Source organism: Collinsella aerofaciens, assembly GCF_015560135.1.
In the GTDB taxonomy this organism is placed as follows: Bacteria; Actinomycetota; Coriobacteriia; order Coriobacteriales; family Coriobacteriaceae; genus Collinsella; species Collinsella aerofaciens_AN.
Map to the genome: position 1 here is coordinate 26,959 of NZ_JADMRH010000001.1, position 19,690 is coordinate 46,648.

The 19,690-nt window shown below is 60.0% G+C and carries 16 protein-coding genes; 9 read left to right on the forward strand and 7 right to left on the reverse strand.

All coding sequences use genetic code 11. The features are described 5' to 3' along the window. Positions 1-318: 318 nt before the first annotated feature. The gene (locus tag I2H19_RS00130) at positions 319-1,236 is read right to left on the reverse strand and encodes a diacylglycerol/lipid kinase family protein (protein WP_195620539.1); all 918 of its coding nucleotides are present in this window, start codon (positions 1,234-1,236) and stop codon (positions 319-321) included. A 98-nt stretch (positions 1,237-1,334) separates the two neighbouring features. Here I2H19_RS00130 and rnd point away from each other — a divergent pair, with 98 nt between their 5' ends. From rnd to I2H19_RS00165, 7 genes are all read left to right on the forward strand, one after another. Beyond that, positions 1,335-2,468: a ribonuclease D gene (gene rnd / locus I2H19_RS00135; RefSeq protein ID WP_006234315.1), complete on the forward strand. Its 1,134-nt coding sequence runs from the start codon at positions 1,335-1,337 to the stop codon at positions 2,466-2,468. 238 nt (positions 2,469-2,706) lie between these two features. Then, complete coding sequence (locus tag I2H19_RS00140) at positions 2,707-3,411, forward strand: zinc metallopeptidase (protein WP_195620541.1); 705 nt, start codon at positions 2,707-2,709, stop codon at positions 3,409-3,411. A 115-nt stretch (positions 3,412-3,526) separates the two neighbouring features. Then, the gene (gene xseA / locus I2H19_RS00145) at positions 3,527-4,978 is read left to right on the forward strand and encodes an exodeoxyribonuclease VII large subunit (RefSeq protein WP_411266894.1); all 1,452 of its coding nucleotides are present in this window, start codon (positions 3,527-3,529) and stop codon (positions 4,976-4,978) included. 42 nt (positions 4,979-5,020) lie between these two features. After that, on the forward strand, positions 5,021-5,287 hold the full coding sequence (gene xseB, locus I2H19_RS00150) for an exodeoxyribonuclease VII small subunit (RefSeq protein ID WP_006234311.1): 267 nt from the start codon (positions 5,021-5,023) through the stop codon (positions 5,285-5,287). A 49-nt stretch (positions 5,288-5,336) separates the two neighbouring features. After that, complete coding sequence (locus I2H19_RS00155; RefSeq protein WP_195620543.1) at positions 5,337-5,672, forward strand: histidine triad nucleotide-binding protein; 336 nt, start codon at positions 5,337-5,339, stop codon at positions 5,670-5,672. A 147-nt stretch (positions 5,673-5,819) separates the two neighbouring features. After that, positions 5,820-6,998 carry an acetate/propionate family kinase gene (locus I2H19_RS00160; protein ID WP_195620551.1) on the forward strand — a complete coding sequence of 393 codons (1,179 nt, stop codon included), beginning with the start codon at positions 5,820-5,822 and terminating at the stop codon, positions 6,996-6,998. 164 nt (positions 6,999-7,162) lie between these two features. Beyond that, on the forward strand, positions 7,163-8,341 hold the full coding sequence (locus tag I2H19_RS00165; RefSeq protein ID WP_195620552.1) for an acetate/propionate family kinase: 1,179 nt from the start codon (positions 7,163-7,165) through the stop codon (positions 8,339-8,341). A gap of 541 nt (positions 8,342-8,882) precedes the next feature. On the opposite strand, the gene pta is transcribed toward I2H19_RS00165, so the two are convergent. Then, positions 8,883-9,863: a phosphate acetyltransferase gene (pta, locus tag I2H19_RS00170; protein WP_117655322.1), complete on the reverse strand. Its 981-nt coding sequence runs from the start codon at positions 9,861-9,863 to the stop codon at positions 8,883-8,885. A gap of 231 nt (positions 9,864-10,094) precedes the next feature. Here pta and glf point away from each other — a divergent pair, with 231 nt between their 5' ends. Then, complete coding sequence (glf, locus tag I2H19_RS00175; RefSeq protein ID WP_022094097.1) at positions 10,095-11,297, forward strand: UDP-galactopyranose mutase; 1,203 nt, start codon at positions 10,095-10,097, stop codon at positions 11,295-11,297. Then, the gene (locus tag I2H19_RS00180; protein WP_022094096.1) at positions 11,290-12,321 is read left to right on the forward strand and encodes a glycosyltransferase family 2 protein; all 1,032 of its coding nucleotides are present in this window, start codon (positions 11,290-11,292) and stop codon (positions 12,319-12,321) included. Before glf ends, I2H19_RS00180 begins: the two co-directional genes overlap by 8 nt. Positions 12,322-12,696: 375 nt before the next feature. Here I2H19_RS00180 and I2H19_RS00185 read toward each other — a convergent pair whose 3' ends face one another. From I2H19_RS00185 to ppk1, 5 genes are all read right to left on the reverse strand, one after another. Beyond that, the gene (locus tag I2H19_RS00185; RefSeq protein WP_161144744.1) at positions 12,697-13,698 is read right to left on the reverse strand and encodes a P1 family peptidase; all 1,002 of its coding nucleotides are present in this window, start codon (positions 13,696-13,698) and stop codon (positions 12,697-12,699) included. 101 nt (positions 13,699-13,799) lie between these two features. Continuing rightward, a complete protein-coding gene (locus I2H19_RS00190) occupies positions 13,800-14,381 on the reverse strand; it encodes a Maf family protein (RefSeq protein WP_006234292.1) in 582 nt (193 codons plus the stop codon). Next, a complete protein-coding gene (locus I2H19_RS00195) occupies positions 14,378-14,920 on the reverse strand; it encodes a DJ-1 family glyoxalase III (protein WP_022094094.1) in 543 nt (180 codons plus the stop codon). Before I2H19_RS00195 ends, I2H19_RS00190 begins: the two co-directional genes overlap by 4 nt. 157 nt (positions 14,921-15,077) lie before the next feature. Further along, positions 15,078-16,406, reverse strand: a complete 1,329-nt coding sequence (rlmD, locus tag I2H19_RS00200) for a 23S rRNA (uracil(1939)-C(5))-methyltransferase RlmD (protein WP_195620553.1) — start codon at positions 16,404-16,406, stop codon at positions 15,078-15,080. 98 nt (positions 16,407-16,504) lie between these two features. Further along, on the reverse strand, positions 16,505-19,078 hold the full coding sequence (gene ppk1, locus I2H19_RS00205) for a polyphosphate kinase 1 (RefSeq protein WP_229089672.1): 2,574 nt from the start codon (positions 19,076-19,078) through the stop codon (positions 16,505-16,507). Between the last annotated feature and the right edge of the window lie 612 nt (positions 19,079-19,690).

A 19,690-nucleotide genomic window follows, 5' to 3' on the forward strand; every position in this document is an offset into this window, starting at 1 on the left:
CATCTATTTCGATGAAATACTCGATGAGCGTCCTAAAATATGCGATGAGCGGATAAGAATACTCATTATGTAGCTTTACTTAAATAAAGGCACCCTGCAATTACTGTACCTGAATAAAGCGCCTTGCACGGGGCGCAAAGAAAAAACCCCGCTGTTTGGCAAATGCATAAACAACGGGGGAGACGATGATTGGATGAATATCATACCAGTGTGGAATTACTTCTTCCGGCGGTGAATTACGTTAATCGCATAGCCGACGAGCATGGCCAAGACGATGACGATAAAGCCAATCAGGGGGTTGTCGTTCATGGGGTCCTCCTATTTTCCGAGCGGGGAGAATTCGTCGACGATGAGGTCGAGGCATTGCGGAAGTGCGCGGGCACCAAAGACGCCCGAGTTGCTGGGGATGATCTCGCCATCGAACTGCATGCCCAGCGACGGTGTGCAGGTGATCTTGGCTTCTTTGGTCTGGATGATCTTGAACTGCGGGCGGCCGAGCACCTTGCCGGCGGGGTCGAGCGCGGCGGTGATCACGGTGGGCAGGAGCTGGACGGTTTTTACGGGCTCGATGACCGCGATGTCGACCATGCCGTCGTTCATGCGGCAATCGGGGAACAGGTTGATGTCGTTTTGAATGACCGAGGTGTTGCCGGCCATGCAGCAGATGCCATCGAGCTCCTCGACAATGCCGTCATGCTCAATCGTAAAGTGCGCCACCGTGGGGTTGGGTGTGGCGAGCGCCGACAGGAAATAGGCGATCTCACCGATGTCGTTTTTGGCGGGGGCGGCCTTCATCATGATCTCGGCATCGTAGCCCGATCCGGCGATGATAATAAAGCCGTGGCACTTTTCGTTGCCGTTCTCGTCGAGCCAAAAGAGCTCGCCCATGTCCGCCTTGACGGTACGGCCAACGCGGCAGGCCTTGGCGAGCGCCGCGGCCTCGGGGGCATTGCCAATGTTGTTGAAGAACAGGCAGGCCGTGCCGGAGGGGAAGACGAGCGTGGGGACGCCGCATCCGCGCATCTGGTCGAGCACGTTGGAGACGGTGCCGTCGCCGCCCGAAATCACCACGCGATCAAACTCGCGCACGTCTGCCACGGCGTCCTCGGGTTCCATGCCATCGCCGATAAAACGCATCACGACCTCGTCGCCGCCCTGCGCGAGGGCGTGCGTGAACGCGTAGATTTCATCTGAGCTGGGGCCCGATGCCGGGTTGTGGATGATAAGGCAGCGCATACTTACGTTCCCGTTCTGTGACTAACCGAGTATAGTTGTAAGGCAATGCTGATATCCTACCCGTGTTTTTCGGGCCTAACCTTATTCGATGGGTTGATATGTACATTTCCACACATCAGGCTCTACTCGACTTTTGCCAGCGCGCCCGTGAGTTCGACGCGATTGCCGTCGATACCGAGTTTTTGCGCGAGCGCACGTTCCATCCGCGTCTGTGTTTGGTTCAGATTGCCACCCCTGCCGAGAGTGTAGCGGTCGATCCCCTGGTAATCGACGACCTATCGCCGCTGGCCGAGCTTATGGCAGACGAGAGCGTGACTAAGGTCTTCCACGCCTGCTCGCAGGATATGGAGGTTATGCTCCATACCGTGGGCGTGCTGCCACGACCGATTTTCGATACGCAGGTCGCCGCTGCCTTTTTGGGCGAGCGCCAGCAGATTTCGTATGGCGCGCTTGTTCAGACGTTTTGCGGCGTCTCGCTGCCCAAGACCGAGTCGCTGACCGACTGGTCGCGTCGCCCGCTGACCGATAAGCAGATTGAGTACGCGATTGATGACGTCAAGTACTTGATCGTCGCCTATACCGAGATGATGAGTCGCCTGCGCGAGCTGGGCCGGGTAGACTGGGTGCTCGATGAGTTGCGTCCTCTTGCCGACGAGTCACACTACCGCGCCGACCGCCATGAGGCATTCCGCAAGGTCAAGCGCATCAACTCGTGTAGCCGCCATCAACTGGGCATCGCGCGCGAGCTTGCCGCTTGGCGCGAGGACCGCGCTGAGCGGCGCAACATCCCGCGCAAGTGGGTTATGTCCGACGATACGCTGCTGGCCCTGGTTAAACGTAATCCCGTGCGTGTTGAGGAGTTCCGCAGCATTCGCGGTACCGACCAGCTGGGGGAGCGCGACGTGGACGGCGCGCTTATGGCCATCAAGCGCGGTGCGAGCTGCCCGCACGATCGCCTGCCGCTCATGGTGCGCGGGCATCGCCAAATTTCGCCGGAGCTGGAAAGCGTGACGGACCTGATGTATGCGCTCATTCGCCTGGTCGCCGAGCGCTCGGGCGTGGCGACCTCGGTCATTGCCTCGCGCGATGACCTGGCCGACTATATTGAGCATCCCGAGCAGAGCCCCCTGCGCGAAGGCTGGCGCTTTGAGCTCGTGGGTTCGCGTTTGGACGATCTGCTTTCCGGCAATATGGGGTTGACGGTCAAAGATGGCAAAATTGAATTGCTGTAGGTATATAGTTACGCGGTTTTGCCAAACCGCGTAACAGCTCGACGCTGCAAACGGCCGAGAGCGGCAATCTGACGTTCAATCGTCGCTCGCGTACCAAAGTACGCGTCGCTTCTCTTTCACGTCACCTTGCTCGCTCTCGGCCGTTTTCGCTGACATTGCCAAAACATCGATGTTGATTTGCTGGTCAGTCGAATGGGTAGAATGCCTTCAACGTGTAACTCGATTCGGAGGAATTCGCATGCCTTATTACTATGGATACGGCTTTGGCATTGACCCGCTGTACCTGCTGGTTGTTCTTGTCTGCACGGTGCTTGGCCTTGCCGCGCAGAGCTATATCAACTCGACGTACAAGACGTGGTCTAAGGTGCGCTCGGACGGCGATACGGGTGCCACGGTTGCTCGCCGCATGCTCGATGCCAACGGTTGTAGCGCCGTGGGTATCAAGGGTGTTGCCGGCGAGCTCACCGATCATTACAACCCGCAGGACAACAACCTGTATCTGTCGGATGCCAACCGTTCGGGCGGGTCGGTCGCAAGCGTTGCCGTCGCCTGTCACGAGGCAGGCCATGCCGCCCAGCGTCAAAGTGGTTATGCCATGATGAAGGTACGCACCGCTTTGGTCCCCGTCGTCAACTTTACCCAGAACACCTGGACGATCGTGCTGCTCATGGGCCTGTTCATGAACATCGCGGGGCTCACGACCCTCGCGCTGGTCTTCTTCTCGTTTAGCGTGCTGTTCCAGCTGGTTACGCTGCCGGTCGAGATCGATGCCAGTCGCCGCGCCGTGGCGTATATCGAGCAGTCGGGCATGAGTTCCAAGCAGTTCAACGGCGCCAAGAAGGTGCTGACGGCAGCCGCGCTTACCTATGTGGCCGCAGCGCTCACCTCGATTATTCAGCTGCTCTACCTGATGGCTCGCTATAACAGAAACTCCAACCGATAACAAATGGGACCGACGGGCGCCGTGGGGATTTGTGTCCCCGCGGCGCTGTACTATGTGTTGGACTTGAATTTGCGCAGGGCCGGAGCCCATGTGCACGATGACGAAAGGGGGCTGCGTGGCAGGCTGGAATCTGACCGGCAATACCGTTTCCGCCGAGTTCGACGGATCGGACGAGCGGGAGCGCAAAGAGCTCAGCGTGAGCCAAGCGGTGGAGATCGCCGCCGGTGCGCTCGATGCCATTCCGCAGCTGAGCGTTTTGGGTGAGGTCACGGGTTTTCGTGGTCCCAATGCCCGAAGCGGCCACTGCTACTTCCAAATCAAGGACGACTCGGCCGCCGTTGACTGCATCATCTGGAAGGGCGCCTACCTTAAGCGCACCTTCGATCTGCGCGACGGCATGCAGGTGAGCTTTAAGGGCAGCTTCAATCTTTACAAGCCTACGGGTCGCATGAGCTTCGTCGCCCGCTCGTTCTCGCTGGCGGGGGAGGGCTTGCTGCGTCAGCAGGTGGCTCAGTTGGCCGAAAAGCTACGCCGCGAGGGCCTGATGGACGAGGCGCGCAAACGTCGCATCCCGGTGTTTTGCTCGTGCGTGGCGGTCGTCACCTCGCTTTCGGGCGCCGTAATCGACGACGTCAAGCGTACGCTGCGCCGTCGCAACCCGCTCGTCGAGCTTGTCTGCGTGGGCGCAAAGGTCCAGGGCGAGGGTGCGCCGGCAGAGCTTATTGAAGGCTTGCGCCGCGCCGCTGCCATTACGCCGGCGCCTGATTGCATTTTGCTCGTGCGTGGCGGCGGTTCCTTCGAGGACCTCATGACCTTTAACGACGAGGAGCTTGCCCGTGCGGTGGCAGCCTGTCCCGTGCCCGTGGTGACCGGTATTGGGCATGAGCCCGATACCTCGATCTGCGACATGGTGAGCGACCGTCGCGCCTCCACACCAACGGCAGCGGCAGAATCGGTGGCGCCGGCCATGACGGAGTTGGCCGACGTGCTCGAGACGCGCCATCAGCGTCTGGGCGCCGCGATGGCTTCGATGATCGGGTCAGATCAGGTTGATTTGGAGATGCTCGACCAGCGCGGTCGTCGTGCCTGGGACACCTATACGGCTCGTCTTGTTGACGCGCTCGATGCGGCCGCGTGCCGCCCGTGCCTCAACGACCCAACGTTTATGGTCGAGCGTCGCGAATCGGAGCTTGCGCTGACTGCCGATCGACTGTCGGGCGCCATAACGCGTTCGGTTGGGGCCTTCCGCTCCAACTTCGAGCGTCTGCCCGAGCGTTTGATCGCAAGCACCTCAGGGCTCGATGGCAAGCGCCATGCGTTCATGCTCGCAAGCTCCCGTCTGGAGCATCAGGGACGTACGATGCTCAGCAAGCCCGCGTCCGACCTAGGCCGTGCGGCAGCCTCGCTCGATGCCCTGTCGCCGCTCAAGGTGCTTGCCCGCGGCTATTCCATCGCGTACAGCGATGATGGCGTGGCTACGAGTGCCAAGACCTTTAAGCCCGGCGACGCCATTCGTGTGCGCATGGCAGACGGCAACGTGGCGGCAACGGTCGATACGGTCGAGTAAGCCGCGTTTCATAGCGATAAACCTTTAGGAAAGGAAACAGATATGGCAGAGAAGACCCCGGTCGAGCAGCTTACGTACAAGCAGGCCTCGCAGGAGTTGGAGCTCATCATCCGCAGCTTGGAGTCGGGCGATATGGAGCTCGAGGAGTCGCTCGAGAGCTACACCCGCGGCGTCGAGCTCCTCAAGAGCCTGCGCACCCGCCTGTCCGATGCCGAGCAGAAGGTCTCGGTGCTCCTTAAGGACGTCGACGGCAACGACGTGCTCGCCGACGGCGAAGCCGCCAACACCGACGACAACCTCTCGTTCTAGCCATCCCGACCAAATATAATTACCTTGGTCTGTGAGAAAGGAACCAACTATGTGCGATTGCATCTTCTGCAAAATTGCCAACCACGAGATCCCCTCGACCGTTGTCTATGAGGACGACCAGGTCATCGCCTTCGACGACCTCAATCCCCAGGCGCCGGTCCATACGCTCGTGATCCCCAAGAAGCACTACAGTGACATTGCCGACAACGTACCTGCCGAGACCATGGGCGCCGTGGCTCACGCCATCCAGGAGGTCGCTAAGGCCAAGGGCTTGGAGGACGGTTTCCGCGTCATCTCCAACAAGGGCGTCAACGCCGGCCAGACCGTCATGCATTTCCATATGCACGTTCTCGGCGGCAAGAACCTGGGCGAGAACCTCATCTGAGGGCGCTTTTTCCTTGCAATGAAACGGAAGCTCAAGCACCGATAACTTATATATCAACGCAATAAACCCGAGCGCGAGGGCGTTTGGGTTTATTATTGAAACGTATGTAACCTGGCGGCGCCACACCGCCTGTTAGTAGGGAGACACATGAACGTTCTGGTCGTCAACGCAGGATCTTCGACGCTTAAGTATCAGGTCATCGATACCAAGTCCCACAAGGTGTCCGCAAAGGGCTCCTGCGAGCGCGTCTGCTTTACCGGCGGTACCTTCACCCACGCTGCCAACGGTTCCAAGAAGGTGACCGAGAACATCGAGTTCCCCGACCACAAGGTCGCCATCGAGGTCGTTCTGAAGGACCTCGAGGCCAACGGCGTCAAGATCGAGGGCATTGGCCACCGTATCGTTCAGGGCGGTTGGTACTTCGGCGATTCCTCCCTCGTCGACGAGGACGTCCTCGCCAAGATCCGCGAGGTCGCTCCGCTCGCCCCGCTGCACAACAACCCCGAGGCCAACGTTATCGAGTACTGCCTGGAGCAGTATCCCGATCTGCCCAACGTCACGGTCTACGACACCGCTTTCCACTTCAACATGCCCGAGGTCGCCAAGACTTACGCCCTGCCCAAGGACGTCTGCGACAAACTGCACATCCGTAAGTACGGCGCCCACGGCACCAGCTACCGTTACATCTCCAAGAAGGTCGCAGAGATGACCAACGGCGAGGCTCGCAAGGTCGTCGTGTGCCATATCGGCTCCGGCGCTTCCCTGTGCGCCATCGAGGACGGCAAGTGCATGGACACCACCATGGGCCTCACCCCGCTCGACGGCGTCACGATGGGCACCCGCTGCGGCTCCATCGACCCGGCTACCGTGTGCTACCTGCAGCGCGAAGGCGGCTACACCTTCGACGAGGTCGATGAGATGATGAACAAGAAGTCCGGCCTTTTGGCTGTGACCGGCGGCAAGACCAACGACTGCCGCAACGTCGAGGAGCTCGCCGCTGCCGGTGACCCCGAGGCTCAGCTCGCCTTCGATATGTTCGTCTACAAGATTGCCGCCAAGGCTGCCGAGATGGCCACTTCCATGTGCGGCATGGACACCCTGGTCTTTACCGCCGGCATCGGCGAGCACGCTCCGGCTGTTCGCGCTGGCGTTGCCGACCGTCTGGCCTTTATGGGCGTCAAGATGGATCATGCGCGCAACGCCCTGCGTGGTGACGGCGCTTGGTGCCTGTCTGCCAAGGATTCCAAGGTCAAGATTTTCGTCATTCCCACGGACGAGGAGTTCATGATCGCTTCCGACGTCGAGCGCATCGTCAACGGCAAGTAATTGCAAGAGGGGAGGGGCTGGACGACCGAGTGCCGTTCGGCCCTTCTTTTGTGCTCGTTGGGCGATATGCCTGATAGCTATTTATTAAGTTATAATAACTTCTTATTAACATGCGGCCGCCTTAAGGGGTCTGCGTCGACCGTATTGCACTGCAAAGGAGTCTCATGAACGTACTTGTTGTCAACGCCGGCAGCTCAAGCCTCAAATATCAGCTTTTGGATACCGATACCCGCGAGGTTTTCGCCAAGGGCAACTGCGAGCGTATCGGATCGGACATGGGCATCTTTGGCCACTCCGAGAACGGTGGCGCTAAGCAGACCGAGGAGGTCCCTTTCCCCGATCATCGCTCTGCTATCGCTCGCGTGCTCGAGGAGCTCGAGAAGACCGACTTTACGATTGATGGCATTGGGCATCGTATCGTTCAGGGCGGCTGGCACTTCGATGATTCCGCGGTTGTCGACGACGAGGTTATGGCCAAGATTCTTGAGGTGGCACCGCTTGCTCCGCTGCACAACTACGGCGAGGCCGCAGCGATTGAGTATTGCCGTGAGAAGTATCCGGAGCTGCCCAACGTGGCGGTCTTCGACACCTCGTTCCACATGACCATGCCCGAGGTTGCCTACACCTACGCGCTGCCCAAGGACGTTTGCGACAAGTACCACGTGCGCAAGTACGGCGCCCACGGCACGAGCCACCGCTATGAGTGGATGATGGCCAAGGAGATCCTGGGTTCGCGCTGCCACCGCCTGCTTTCGTGCCATCTGGGCAACGGTGCTTCGCTCGCTGCTATCGAGGACGGCGTGTGCCGCGACACCACGATGGGTCTCACGCCGCTCGATGGCCTGATGATGGGCACCCGTTGTGGTTCCATCGACCCGGCCACCGTGTGCTACCTCCAGCGCGAGGGCGGCTACAGCTACCAGGAAGTCGACGACATGATGAACAAGCAGTCCGGCCTGCTTGCCATCTCGGGCATCTCCAACGACGCCCGCGACATTCGCACGCGCGCCTCCGAGGGCGACGAGCGCTGCCTGCTCGCCTTCGACATGTTCGCCTACAAGGCCATGCAACAGGCTGGCTCCATGATCGCCTCCATGGCGGGCGTGGACACCATTACCTTTACTGCCGGCATCGGCGAGAACGACTGGTCGATCCGTAAGGCCTTCTGCGACTGCTTTGAGTGGCTGGGCGTGCGCATTGACAACAATAAGAACCGCGAGGCCGTGGGCAACGGCCCGCAGGTCATCAGTGCCGCCGGCTCCGCCGTCACGGTCATGGTCATCCCCACCGACGAGGAATACATGATCGCCCACGACGTCGAGCGTCTGACCGGTAACAACTAGCGCATTCGTCTGCAATTGAGAGAAAGGCCTCCAGAGCAACAGCTCCGGAGGCCTTTCTGCTAGCAGGCGAAAATGCCATCCCATTTCGAGCCCGAATTCCGGGACACACTTTCCGGTCGAGGCACGTAGCGGAAACCGCATCCCACAATCAAGCAAAATTTCGTCCCGCAGTTTCCCAAACAGACCCCAAACGGAAATCGCATCCCAGAATCCGCCTCCAAACCGGGACAAACTTTCCGGTTGAACAGTCGCAGACCACACAAGCCATTTCAAATCCAAAGTGACCATATCCGCAACGCCCGCGCTCTCAACAACGGCACCCAACCATTCAGATTTACAGCCCCAGCTCGTAGCCAAGCCGCCGTCCACCCCAGATTCCCTGAGCATCACGTAGCGGCAGGGCCCCTACAGGGTAAAGCTCTGAAAACATCCCGCAGGACGGAGGAAGCCCCCGCCGCACGTAGTGCGCAGCGGGGGCTTCCGACATGTCCGAGGACGTTTTCAGAGCTTTACCCTGTAGGGGCCCGAAGGGATACGTCCGCTACTCAGCCATCTGAGCCTGGACGGCGGTGATGGCCACGACACCCACGATGTCGTCGGCAGAGCAGCCACGCGACAGGTCGTTGACCGGCTTGGCGATGCCCTGCAGGATGGGGCCGTAAGCGTCGGCACCGGCGAAGCGCTGGACCAGCTTGTAGCCGATGTTGCCGGCCTCGAGGTCGGGGAACACGAGCACGTTGGCCTTGCCGGCAACGGAGGAGCCGGGGGCCTTGAGCTGGGCGACGGTGGGAACGATGGCGGCGTCGAGCTGCAGGTCGCCATCGATGGCGAGCTCGGGAGCCTTCTCCTTGCAGAACTTAACGGCCTCCTGGACCTTCTTGGCGACCTCGCCGCCGGCGGAGCCCATGGTGGAGTAGGAGAGCATGGCCACGTGCGGCTCGACGCTGCCCATAAAGGTGGACCAGGAGTGAGCGGAGGCGATGGCGATCTCGGAGAGCTCGTCGGAGGACGGGTTGATGTTGAGGCCGCAGTCGGCGAAGATCAGCGTACCGTCGGTGCCGAACTGCGGGGTGTCGGTGCACATCACGAAGAAGGCCGAGACCAGCTTGGTACCCGGGGCGGTCTTAAGGATCTGCAGCGCGGGGCGCAGGGTGTCGGCGGTGGAGTGGCAGGCGCCGGAGACCAGGCCGTCGGCGTCACCCATCTTGACCATCATGGTGCCAAAGTAGGTGGCGTCCATCACCTGGGCGCGAGCCTGCTCGATGGTGACGCCCTTCTTGGCGCGGAGCTCGGCAAACTTCTGCGCGTACTCCTCGTGCTTCTCGGCATTGCGCGGATCGATGACGGTGGCGCCGGGAACGTTGATCTCGTCGGGGTTGCCCAGGATGACGATCTTTGCCAGGCCCTCCTCGATGATCTTGGTGGCCGCGACGATGGTGCGCGGATCCTCGCCCTCGGGCAGGACGATCGTCTTAAGGTCGGCCTTGGCGGCAGACTTCATACGGTTAAGGAAATCGCTCATGTTACTCCTTACAAGCGTTTCACTAAGCTCCAGGCGCCCGGCTGTTCACGAATAAACCCGCTGCTAGCGGGTTTACCTTTCAAATTTGTACGCCGCGGTGCTTGAGCTTTCCTTGTGTGGCAAGCTCATTATAGGACGCATTAGCGCTATAATCGCTCTGATAAATATGTCTCGAAGAATGTTCGAGAAAAGCCCAGCTAACGAGCCCGTGGCTTTTGACAAGGAGTATCGATGCAGATTACCTCAGGCCTGCCTGAAGGCTTTAACGCCGGCGCGTACGACATGATTGTCGTCGGTGCTGGATATGCCGGTGCCGTTTGCGCCCGCCGTCTTGCCGAGACCATCGGCTATCGTGTTGCCGTTTTGGAGCGCCGTAGCCACATTGCGGGCAATGCCTATGACTGCACTGACGAGGCCGGAATCCTGATCCACGAGTACGGTCCGCATATCTATCACACCTTTAACGAGCGCGTGCACAATTTCCTGTCGCGCTTTACCAAGTGGACGGATTATCAGCACAAGGTGCTCGCCAACATCAACGGCACCCTTATGCCCGTGCCCTTCAACCACGCGAGTCTCAAGCTCGCCTTTGGTGACGAGCGCGGCGAGGAGCTGTATCAGAAGCTCGTGGAGACCTTTGGCAAGGATGTCAAGGTGCCCATTATGGAGCTGCGTAAGAAGAACGACCCCGACTTGGCCGAGGTCGCTGATTACGTCTACGAGAACGTCTTTTTGCATTACACCATGAAGCAGTGGGGCCAGACGCCCGACCAGATTGATCCCTCGATCACCGGCCGTGTTCCCGTCTTTGTGGGCGATGATGACCGCTACTTCCCGCAGGCTCCCTTCCAGGGCATGCCGCAGGACGGCTATACCGCGCTGTTTGAGCATATGCTCGACCACGATCTGATTGATGTGTTCTGCGACGTGGACGCCCGCGACCTCTTCGAGATCGACGAGACCACCGTCAAGATCGACGGTAAGGTCTATGGCGGCGAGATCGTCTACACCGGTCCGCTCGACGAGCTGTTCAATCTCGACCTGGGCGCCCTGCCGTACCGTACGCTCGACATGAAGTTCGAGACGCTCGATATGGATCAGTTCCAGCCCGTGGGCACCGTCAACTACACCACGAGCGAGGATTACACGCGCATCACTGAGTTCAAGAATATGACTGGCCAGGTCCTGCCCGGCAAGACCACCATCATGAAGGAATACTCCAAGGCCTATACGCCCGGCTCGGGTGAGACGCCGTACTACGCCATTCTTGAGCCCGAGAACCGTGAGCTCTATGAGCGCTATCTTGAGCGCGTCCAGAACCTGACGAACTTCCACCCGGTGGGTCGTCTGGCCGAGTATCGTTACTACGATATGGACGCTGTGACCAATTCCGCCCTCGATCTTTCGGATGAGATTATCGCCTGCCATGCATAAAGTCATAACATTCGGTATTCCCTCGTATAACGCCGCCAAGGACATGGACCATTGCATCACCTCTATCTTGGAGGGGAGCAATTACGCCACCGATATCGAGATTATCGTGGTGGACGACGGCTCCAAGGACGAGACGGCCGCCAAGGCCGACGAGTGGGAGGCCCGTTACCCTGGAATCATCCGCGCGGTGCACCAGGAGAACGGCGGTCACGGTATTGCCGTCCTTTCGGGTCTGCGCGAGGCGCAGGGCACCTACTACAAGGTTGTTGATTCGGACGACTGGCTTGACGGTGCTGCCCTTTCGACCATGCTGTCGATTCTGCGTGGCTTTGAAGAGCGCGACCAGCGCGTTGACCTGTTTATCTCGAACTACGTGTACGAGAAGGTTTACGAGGGCACGCATACCGCTATTGGCTACAAATTTGCCCTGCCGCGCAAAAAGATCTTTTCTTGGGATCAGATCGGTCATTTCCGCCTGGACCAGAACCTACTCATGCACAGCCTGTGCTATCGCACGGATGTGCTGCGCGAGTCCAACCTTCCCATGCCGCCGCACACGTTCTATGTGGACAACATCTACGCCTACGTGCCGCTGCCGCGTTGCAAGACCATGTACTACGCCGACATCGACCTCTACCGCTACTTTATCGGTCGCGAGGGCCAGAGTGTCAACGAGGCCACGATGGTCAAGCGTCTGGACCAGCAGTTCCGTGTTACGCGTATCATGATGGAGTCGTACCACCTGTACAGCGATGTCGAGTCGTCACGCCTACGTTCGTACATGATGGGCTACTTCACCATGATGATGGCGATCTGCTCGGTGCTCACCAAGCTTTCCGAGGAAGATTGCGCCGACGAGCGCCTAAAGACGCTGTGGAATGATTTGAAGGCCTACGACGAGCGCATGTATCGTCGTGCCCGCTACGGCGTGGTCGGGTTCTTCACCAATCTGCGCGGACGGGCCGGAGACAAAACCACACTCGGCCTATACCGTCTTGCCTCAAAGATCTTCAAATTCAACTAGCTGCTGAGTAATCGCTGCTGATAGGTTGACTGGGCCCCTTGGCCTTTAGTTTGCTACTGCGAACAGTCCTGCTCGCACGGAAAGCACATTAAGTGCTTTCCGGCTCGTGCGGAACTTGTATCAAACTAAAGGCCAAGGGGCCTCTGCAATAAGAATCGATTGTCAGGTTATTTGAATTTGAAGATCTTCGACGCGCGGTACACAGGGGCCTGGGCTGAAAAGAATTAGGTTGGAAGTCGGTCGGAGGCGGGCGGGCATTACGTTTGTCGCGAGTTCCGCATGCAAAGAAGGCCACTTAATGTGGCCTTCGTCTTGCATAGGACTGTAGAGCAGCAAACGTAATGCCCGCCCGCCTCCGACCGACGGTCGAGTGGACTACTTTGCGGCGCCGGGGATGCCGTGGGAGGTTTTGGCGGTTTTGGCTCCGTTTACGATGGCAGTTTCCAGGGCCCTTACTGCGAGCATGCCCAGCAGGTCTAGGGGAACGGCGGCGCTTGTCCGGGCGCCCAGTTTGCCGCTGGCGAGGGTGTAGATGGTGTCGCCGTCGTTGGTGGTGTGCGTGGGACGGATGGCGTGTGCGTAGGCGTCTGCGGCCATCTGGGAGACCTTGGTGGCTTGTGCCTTAGTGAGTTCCACGTTGGTGACGATGCAGCTGATGGTGGTGTTGGTGCGGTCGAGCGGCATCTGCATGGATCCGGCGGCGGCAAAGGCTGCGAGTTCCATGTCGACGATTTGGTCGCTATCGGCTGCGGCGCGCATACCGGCGACCCACTCGCCGGTGAAGGGGTCGACAACGTTGCCGCAGGCGTTGACCGAGACCACGGCGCCCACCTTGATGGGGCCGAGCGCCACGGCGGCAGCGCCAAGGCCGGCCTTCATGCAGGTAGCGGGGCCCATGAGCTTACCCACGGTAGCGCCCGTGCCGGCGCCTACGTTGCCCTGTTCGAGCTTGGTGGGGGTGTTGTCGAGTGCTTCGCGCACGGCGGCGATGCCGGCCTCAATGTCGGGGCGAACGGTGGGGTTACCAAAGGCGAGGTCGAAGATACAGCTCGAGCACACGATAGGCACCTGCGTGGGGCCGACGGGAAGGCCGATGCCGCGGCTCTCAAGCTCGCGAGCGACGCCGCTTGCAGCCTCGAGGCCAAAGGCCGATCCGCCCGAAAGGCAGACGGCGTGGACCTTGTCGACGGTGTTCTCGGGTCGCAGCAGGTCGGTCTCGCGCGAAGCGGGAGCACCGCCGCGAACGTCAACGCCGCCGGTGGCGCCCTCGGGTGCCACGATTACGGTGCAACCGGTGCCGGCCTCCTCGTCCGTATAGTTGCCATAGCAAAAGCCATCGACATCGCAGACGTCAATGGCCTCGAGCAGTGTATCCATGTTTAACTCCTATCGGTTTTCCGCCGCGCCTTGTGCCCGGTCGGGATCCGTACGGTACGCCAAAATTGTAGGCGCTGGGGGATACCCAGCGCCAGATGCAATTACGAGAGTTTTTGAATCGCGCGCGCGACGCGGGCGATGGGTAGGCCCACCACGTTATAGAAGTCGCCCGAAATATCGTGCACGAGCATGCGGCCGCCTGTGCCCTGGATGCCGTAGGCGCCTGCCTTATCCATGGGCTCACCCGAGGCAACGTAGTGCTCGATCTGCTCGTCGGTGAGCTCGTAGAATGTCACGTCGGTCATATCGACAAACGACAGGCTCTCGGCGGCATGCGGGGCGGCCGTATCGCCTGCCTTAACGATGCAGACGCCGGTTGCGACCTGGTGCGTGCGGCCCGAAAGCTCACGGAGCATGGTGCGCGCCTCGCCCTCGGTTGCCGGCTTGCCCAAAATCTTGCCGTCGAAGGTGACGATGGTGTCGGCCGCGACCGTCAGCTCATTGGGCTCGGCATACTCGGCAGCAACGGCAGCCGCCTTGGCGCGTGCCAAGCGCTCGACAAGCGTGAGCGGGGCCTCGCCATCAAAGGGCGTTTCGTCGATATCCGCGGGAATCACGCGAATGTTGTAGCCTGCCTCGCGCATCAGCTCTATGCGGCGCGGTGATTGCGAAGCCAAAATCATAGTTGGATGCCCTCGGCGACCTTCTCGACAGCCTTGTCGCCGGCGATCGTGCGCAGCAGCTCAAGCGCAAAGGGGAGCGACTGGGCCATGCCGCTGGCGGTGATGATGTTGCCGTCTTGCGTAACCTTCTCGCCGGTATAGGCGCCCTCGGGGAAGCTTTTCTCAAAGCCAGGGAAGCACGTGGCGTGGCGCCCCTCGAGCAGGTCGAGCTCGCCCAGGATAAACGGGGCGGCGCAGATGGCGGCGACGTGCTTGGTCGCGGCGAACTCGCAGACCACGTCGCAGACGCGCTGATCGGCGCGCAGGTTGGTGGCACCGGGCAGGCCGCCGGGCAGCACGACGCAGTCGTACTCGTCAAAGTTGATCTCATCAAAGAGCGCATCGCAGGTCACGGGGATCTGCAGCGAGCTTACGACCTCGCGCGTGGGCATAATCGAGACGAGCGTGGCGCGCACGCCGCCGCGACGCATGACATCGACCATGGTCAGGCATTCAATCGTTTCAAAGCCATCGGCGGCAAGAACGGCAACGCTGGGCATAAGGGTTCCTTTCATAGGGCGGCATACAATTAGCCGTCTTATACCCCGAAGACCCCCGCTTGCCACGCTCGATTTCCCAATGTTTAAAAGGGACGGGGATTAAATAATCATTCGGTACAAATTGATCATTTAATCCCCGTCCCAGAAAAATCATCAGCTAGTTGCGCCTAAGGTGGACGACGGTCTCGCAGTGGAAGGTTTGTGGGAACAGATCGACTGGCGTGATCTTTACGGGGGAGAAGGTGCCTTCTTCGACAAAGCGTTTGAGATCGCGCGCCAGGGTGGCCGGGTCGCAGCTCACATAGGCGACATCGCGAGCGCTTGTGCTGGCGATGAGGTCGATGGCCTCAGGCGCTAGGCCTGCACGCGGCGGGTCGACTACTAGGACATCGGCGTCCTGGTCGGGGAACTCGCGCACCGCGTCTCCGCCAATGACGTCGACGTTATCAAGCTTGTTGATTTCCAGGTTACGGCGTAGATCGCGCACGGCGGGGCCGTAGGCCTCGACGGCAGCGACAAAGTCGCAGCGGCGGGCGAGCGGCAGGGTAAAGGTGCCGGCACCGCAGTACAGGTCCACGGCAAGCTCGTCTTCCTGCGGATCGAGCGCCTCCATAACGAGCTCGATCAAAATCTCGGCGCCCTTGGTGTTGACTTGGAAAAACGATGGGGCGGACAGGCGCATCTGGCCGTCAGCGATGTTCTCGGTCCACGAGCCCTCACCGGCGAGCATCTCCACCTTAGAGACACGGCGGGCCTTCTTTTCGCCCTTGCTCATCACGCGCACGATGCTCGTGGGATGAGCGGCGTCCGCCAGCACGCGGGAGACCTGCGAGCGCGGAAAAGAGCCTGTCGGCGTCCAGAGTGCGACCTCGAGTGCCTTGGTGCGGCGCGATGCGCGAATGCCCACGCGTTCGAGCCCCAAGTCATGGCTGCCGCTTAGATAGTTAAGTGCGCCGACGACCGATTTGAGTGCCTTCGGGAAGCGCTTATCGAACAGCGGACACATATCGACGGTCACGATTTTGCTGGGGTCGACACCGTGCATGCCAAGGCGCACGCGACCGTTGACGACGGTCGGTTCGAGCTCGATTTTATTGCGGTAGCCCCAGTCGTCCTTGGTGTGGCAGATGGGCTGTACCAACTCATCGACCTGCTCAGGAGCGAACTTGCCGATGCGCTCGAGCGTGGAGCGCAGGTTTTGCTCCTTGGCGGCGAGCTGTGCCGTGCGTGAGAGATTGCCCCACGAGCAGCCGCCGCAGATGCCCACGAAGGGGCAGGGAGGCTGAATGCGATCGGGGCTTGGCTCCAGAATCTCGGTGGTGCGGGCGCGCATGAACGACTTGCCGTCCTGTACGACCTCGGCCTCGACGATGTCGCCTGCCACGGCACCCTGCACAAAGACGGCCTTGCCGTTGTCGGCGTGCGCCAGCCCGTCGGCGCCGTAGGTCATCGATTCTATAGTGAGCTTCATATTCCTGCCTGTCATTCGCGTTGTTGTTCGCACCATGGTAGCAGGGAAAAGCGCCCCGCATCCGAGGCTTTCCTCAAATGCGGGGCGCTTCTACAAACTGCTTCTACAAACGACTATTTCGTCTTGCCGGTAATGAGCGTCTTAAGACCCAGGCCGATCAGGCCCAGACCCATGCGCACGCGGCCGGGGCGATGGCGCTCGATGGCCTTGGTCTTGCCAGCGGGCTTATCGCGACGGGCACTCGTCTCGGGTGCGGGCTTGGTGACCTGAGGCTCGGGCCGAGGTACAGGTGCAGGCTCGGGCTCAATGACGGTCGCCTGGACCTTCTGAACCTCGGGTGCGGCCGGCTGCGGCTCAGGAGCAGGGGCGGGCTTTGCCTCGGCGGCGGGCCCCGGAGTCGCGGTAGCGGGCGCGGGCGCTTTCTCCACGGCGGGCTCTGCGGCAGCCTCGGGCTCATTCACCGGGGGAGCGGCAACCGCTTTCGGTTTGGCAGCTGCCCCATGTTCAACCTCGGCCTGAATAGCCTCCTCGGCTACGCGTTCCTTCTCCTGTGCGCGCTGTTGCGCGGCGGCCTCGGCGTTGCGATAGGCACGCTCCAGCAGGGCTTCCTGTGAGTTGAAGGGTTTCTCACCCTCTGCACGCTCCACGGGGACCCAGGTGCCGTCGCTCGTGAGGCTGCGGGCCTTCACGTTGTCGCGCAGCTGCATGCCCATGTACTCGTGCACCAGAGCGCGGCAGGTGGGGTCGAGCACGGGGAAGGCAATCTCCACGCGGTGCTCGGTGTTGCGCGTCATCATGTCTGCCGAGCTCAGGTAAATCATGTCCGAGTCCACGCCGAAAGCATAGACGCGCGCGTGCTCCAAAAAGCGTCCGACGATGGAGCGGACATGCACGTTCTCGGTCTTGCCCGGAACACCGGGCTTGAGGCACGAGATGCCGCGGATGATCATGTCTACGCGCACGCCGGCACACGATGCCTCGGCGATCTTGTCGATAACCTCGCGGTCGGTCAGTGAGTTGAGCTTAAAGAACACGCGGGCGGGCTCGCCGGCAAGGGCGCGCTGGATCTCGCGGTCAAGCCCGCGCATGATGAGCGGTTTCAGTCCGACGGGCGCCACACCCAGGAAGCGGTAGTCGCCGCGCAGGTTGCCCAGCGACAGATTGCGGAAGAACAGGTTGGCGTCTTCACCGATGCCGGGATGGGCTGTCATGAGCATAAAGTCGCTGTAGAGTTTGGCCGTCTTCTCGTTAAAGTTGCCGGTGCCCAAAAGCGTGAGGCGGGTGAGCGCCATGCCCTCGCGATAGGTGAGCTGGCAGATCTTGGAGTGGCACTTAAAGCCTTCGGAGCCGTAGATGACGGTGCAGCCTGCCTCTTCCAGACGCTCGGCCCACTCGATGTTGTTCTGCTCGTCAAAGCGGGCGCGGAGCTCCATGAGCACCGTGACCTCTTTGCCGTTCTCGGCGGCATCGATCAGCGACTCGCATAGGCGGCTCTGCTTGGCCACGCGGTAGAGCGTGATGCGCAACGAGATGCACTCGGGATCGTAGGCTGCCTCGTGTACCAGATCCAGGAACGGATTCATGGCCTCGTAAGGGTAGAAGAGCAGCTTGTCGTGCTGCAGCACCTGCTCGCGGATGGAGCGGGTCATGTCGATGGTGGGGTTGGGCTGTGGCTTAAACGGCGTAAAGAGGAGCTCGTTGCGCAGGTGCTCGGGAATCTTGCCCTCAATGCCAAAGACGTAGCCCAGGTTGAGCGGGATATCGCAGGTAAAGACAGAGCGGCGCGAAAGCTCGAGCGCCTTGCGGATAGTCTTGAGCGTCGCCTTCTCGAGCGACCCCGAGACCGCGAGCACTACCGGCTGCAGGCGCAGGCGCTTCTTGAGAATGCGCTTCATGTGCTGGCGGTAGTCCTCTTCCTCTTCGACGCCCTCGCCGTCCGGATCGATGTCGGCGTTGCGGGTGACGCGGATCAGCGCACGATCCAGCGGCTTATAGGAGCCAAAACAGCTGTCCAGGCAGGCGAGGATGACGTCCTCGAGCAAGATGTAGGAGTAGGTGCCGGTGGGCGAGGGGATCTCGACCACGCGGTTCATCGAGGCGGGAATCTCGATCAGGCCCAGCAGGCTCTCCTCGTCGGTGACGCCGTCCAGACCACAGGCCAGATAGAGCGCGCCGTTGCGCAGGTTGGGGAAGGGGTGGCGAGGATCGATGACCAGCGGCGAGATGACCGGCGACACGTAGGCCTGGAAGTAGCGGGTTACAAAGGTACGCTCCTCGGGCGTAAGCGAATCGATGTGGGCGCGGTGAACGCCCAAGGTGTCGAGCTTGCCCTCGATGCTCTTAAAGATGGACTCCCAACGGGTAAGGAGCCCGGGCATTTCGGCCATGACAGCATCGACCTGTTCGGAGGCGGTCATATTGCTCTTGTTGTCGACAGGTTGTTTTTTGAGCTCCGCCAGATCGGACAGGCCGCCCACGCGCACCATGAGGAACTCATCGAGGTTGGACTCGAAGATCGAGACGAACTTTAGTCGCTCGAATAACGGAACGGTTTCGTCGAAGGCTTCGTCGAGCACGCGGTTGTCAAAGCGTAGCCAGCTGAGCTCTCGGTTTTGCGTGTATGAGAAGTCGCGCGGCGGTTTGCGCAGCTTTGCGGCGGCTTGCTTCTTTTCGATTTTGCTCGGCATATGCATCTGTCCGTTCAGTCCCCACAGGGGACGGTAGCCTAACACTATTCACTATTGTCTCAATTTAGTCGACCTGTGGCACGGACGTATTGCGTGAACGGTATCTTTACCTACTTCTTACGCTGCCAAGGCATGCAACTAACTGCCCAACTCGTTTAGAAACAATCTATATCCATACTCAATTGGTGAGGATGTATGAATAAGAATGATTGCGAGCTGAATATAATCGAATCCAAATTGAATCATGAACAAACGACATATATATGCAGAAAACCGTTTTAGCTATGCAATTCCTAAACATGAAAATATTTGTGCAATCTAGCTTAATTCCTTAGAAAAAAGAACATTTACCTTTGAAAACCTGCTTTAGAGAACCGAAGTGCATCATGGGGGAATCATATGAGATATACCGTTCATCGCACTTTGCTGACCGTTCGGGGGCGAGGTGGAATTGCAGGTGGTTTTTGGATATAACTAGAGCTGTCAGCAAGCAGCGTCCCATACGGAGGGGCGCTGATACATTCGGCCAGTAAGGCCCGAAAGAAAGGTAGGAGGCCATGACGAAAGGTCTGCACGTGCCTTCCGAGATCGGCAAGCTCAGGAAGGTCTGCC

Excerpts from the sequence above, each read along its gene's own strand:
- rnd (WP_006234315.1), top strand. The coding sequence starts at position 1,335 with ATGTACATTTCCACACATCAGGCTCTACTCGACTTTTGCCAGCGCGCC.
- I2H19_RS00180 (WP_022094096.1), top strand. The coding sequence starts at position 11,290 with ATGCATAAAGTCATAACATTCGGTATTCCCTCGTATAACGCCGCCAAG.
- rlmD (WP_195620553.1), bottom strand. The coding sequence starts at position 16,406 with ATGACAGGCAGGAATATGAAGCTCACTATAGAATCGATGACCTACGGC.
- I2H19_RS00185 (WP_161144744.1), bottom strand. The coding sequence starts at position 13,698 with ATGGATACACTGCTCGAGGCCATTGACGTCTGCGATGTCGATGGCTTT.
- I2H19_RS00195 (WP_022094094.1), bottom strand. The coding sequence starts at position 14,920 with ATGCCCAGCGTTGCCGTTCTTGCCGCCGATGGCTTTGAAACGATTGAA.
- ppk1 (WP_229089672.1), bottom strand. The coding sequence starts at position 19,078 with ATGCCGAGCAAAATCGAAAAGAAGCAAGCCGCCGCAAAGCTGCGCAAA.
- I2H19_RS00130 (WP_195620539.1), bottom strand. The coding sequence starts at position 1,236 with ATGCGCTGCCTTATCATCCACAACCCGGCATCGGGCCCCAGCTCAGAT.
- I2H19_RS00165 (WP_195620552.1), top strand. The coding sequence starts at position 7,163 with ATGAACGTACTTGTTGTCAACGCCGGCAGCTCAAGCCTCAAATATCAG.
- glf (WP_022094097.1), top strand. The coding sequence starts at position 10,095 with ATGCAGATTACCTCAGGCCTGCCTGAAGGCTTTAACGCCGGCGCGTAC.
- I2H19_RS00140 (WP_195620541.1), top strand. The coding sequence starts at position 2,707 with ATGCCTTATTACTATGGATACGGCTTTGGCATTGACCCGCTGTACCTG.
- xseB (WP_006234311.1), top strand. The coding sequence starts at position 5,021 with ATGGCAGAGAAGACCCCGGTCGAGCAGCTTACGTACAAGCAGGCCTCG.
- pta (WP_117655322.1), bottom strand. The coding sequence starts at position 9,863 with ATGAGCGATTTCCTTAACCGTATGAAGTCTGCCGCCAAGGCCGACCTT.
- I2H19_RS00160 (WP_195620551.1), top strand. The coding sequence starts at position 5,820 with ATGAACGTTCTGGTCGTCAACGCAGGATCTTCGACGCTTAAGTATCAG.
- I2H19_RS00190 (WP_006234292.1), bottom strand. The coding sequence starts at position 14,381 with ATGATTTTGGCTTCGCAATCACCGCGCCGCATAGAGCTGATGCGCGAG.
- I2H19_RS00155 (WP_195620543.1), top strand. The coding sequence starts at position 5,337 with ATGTGCGATTGCATCTTCTGCAAAATTGCCAACCACGAGATCCCCTCG.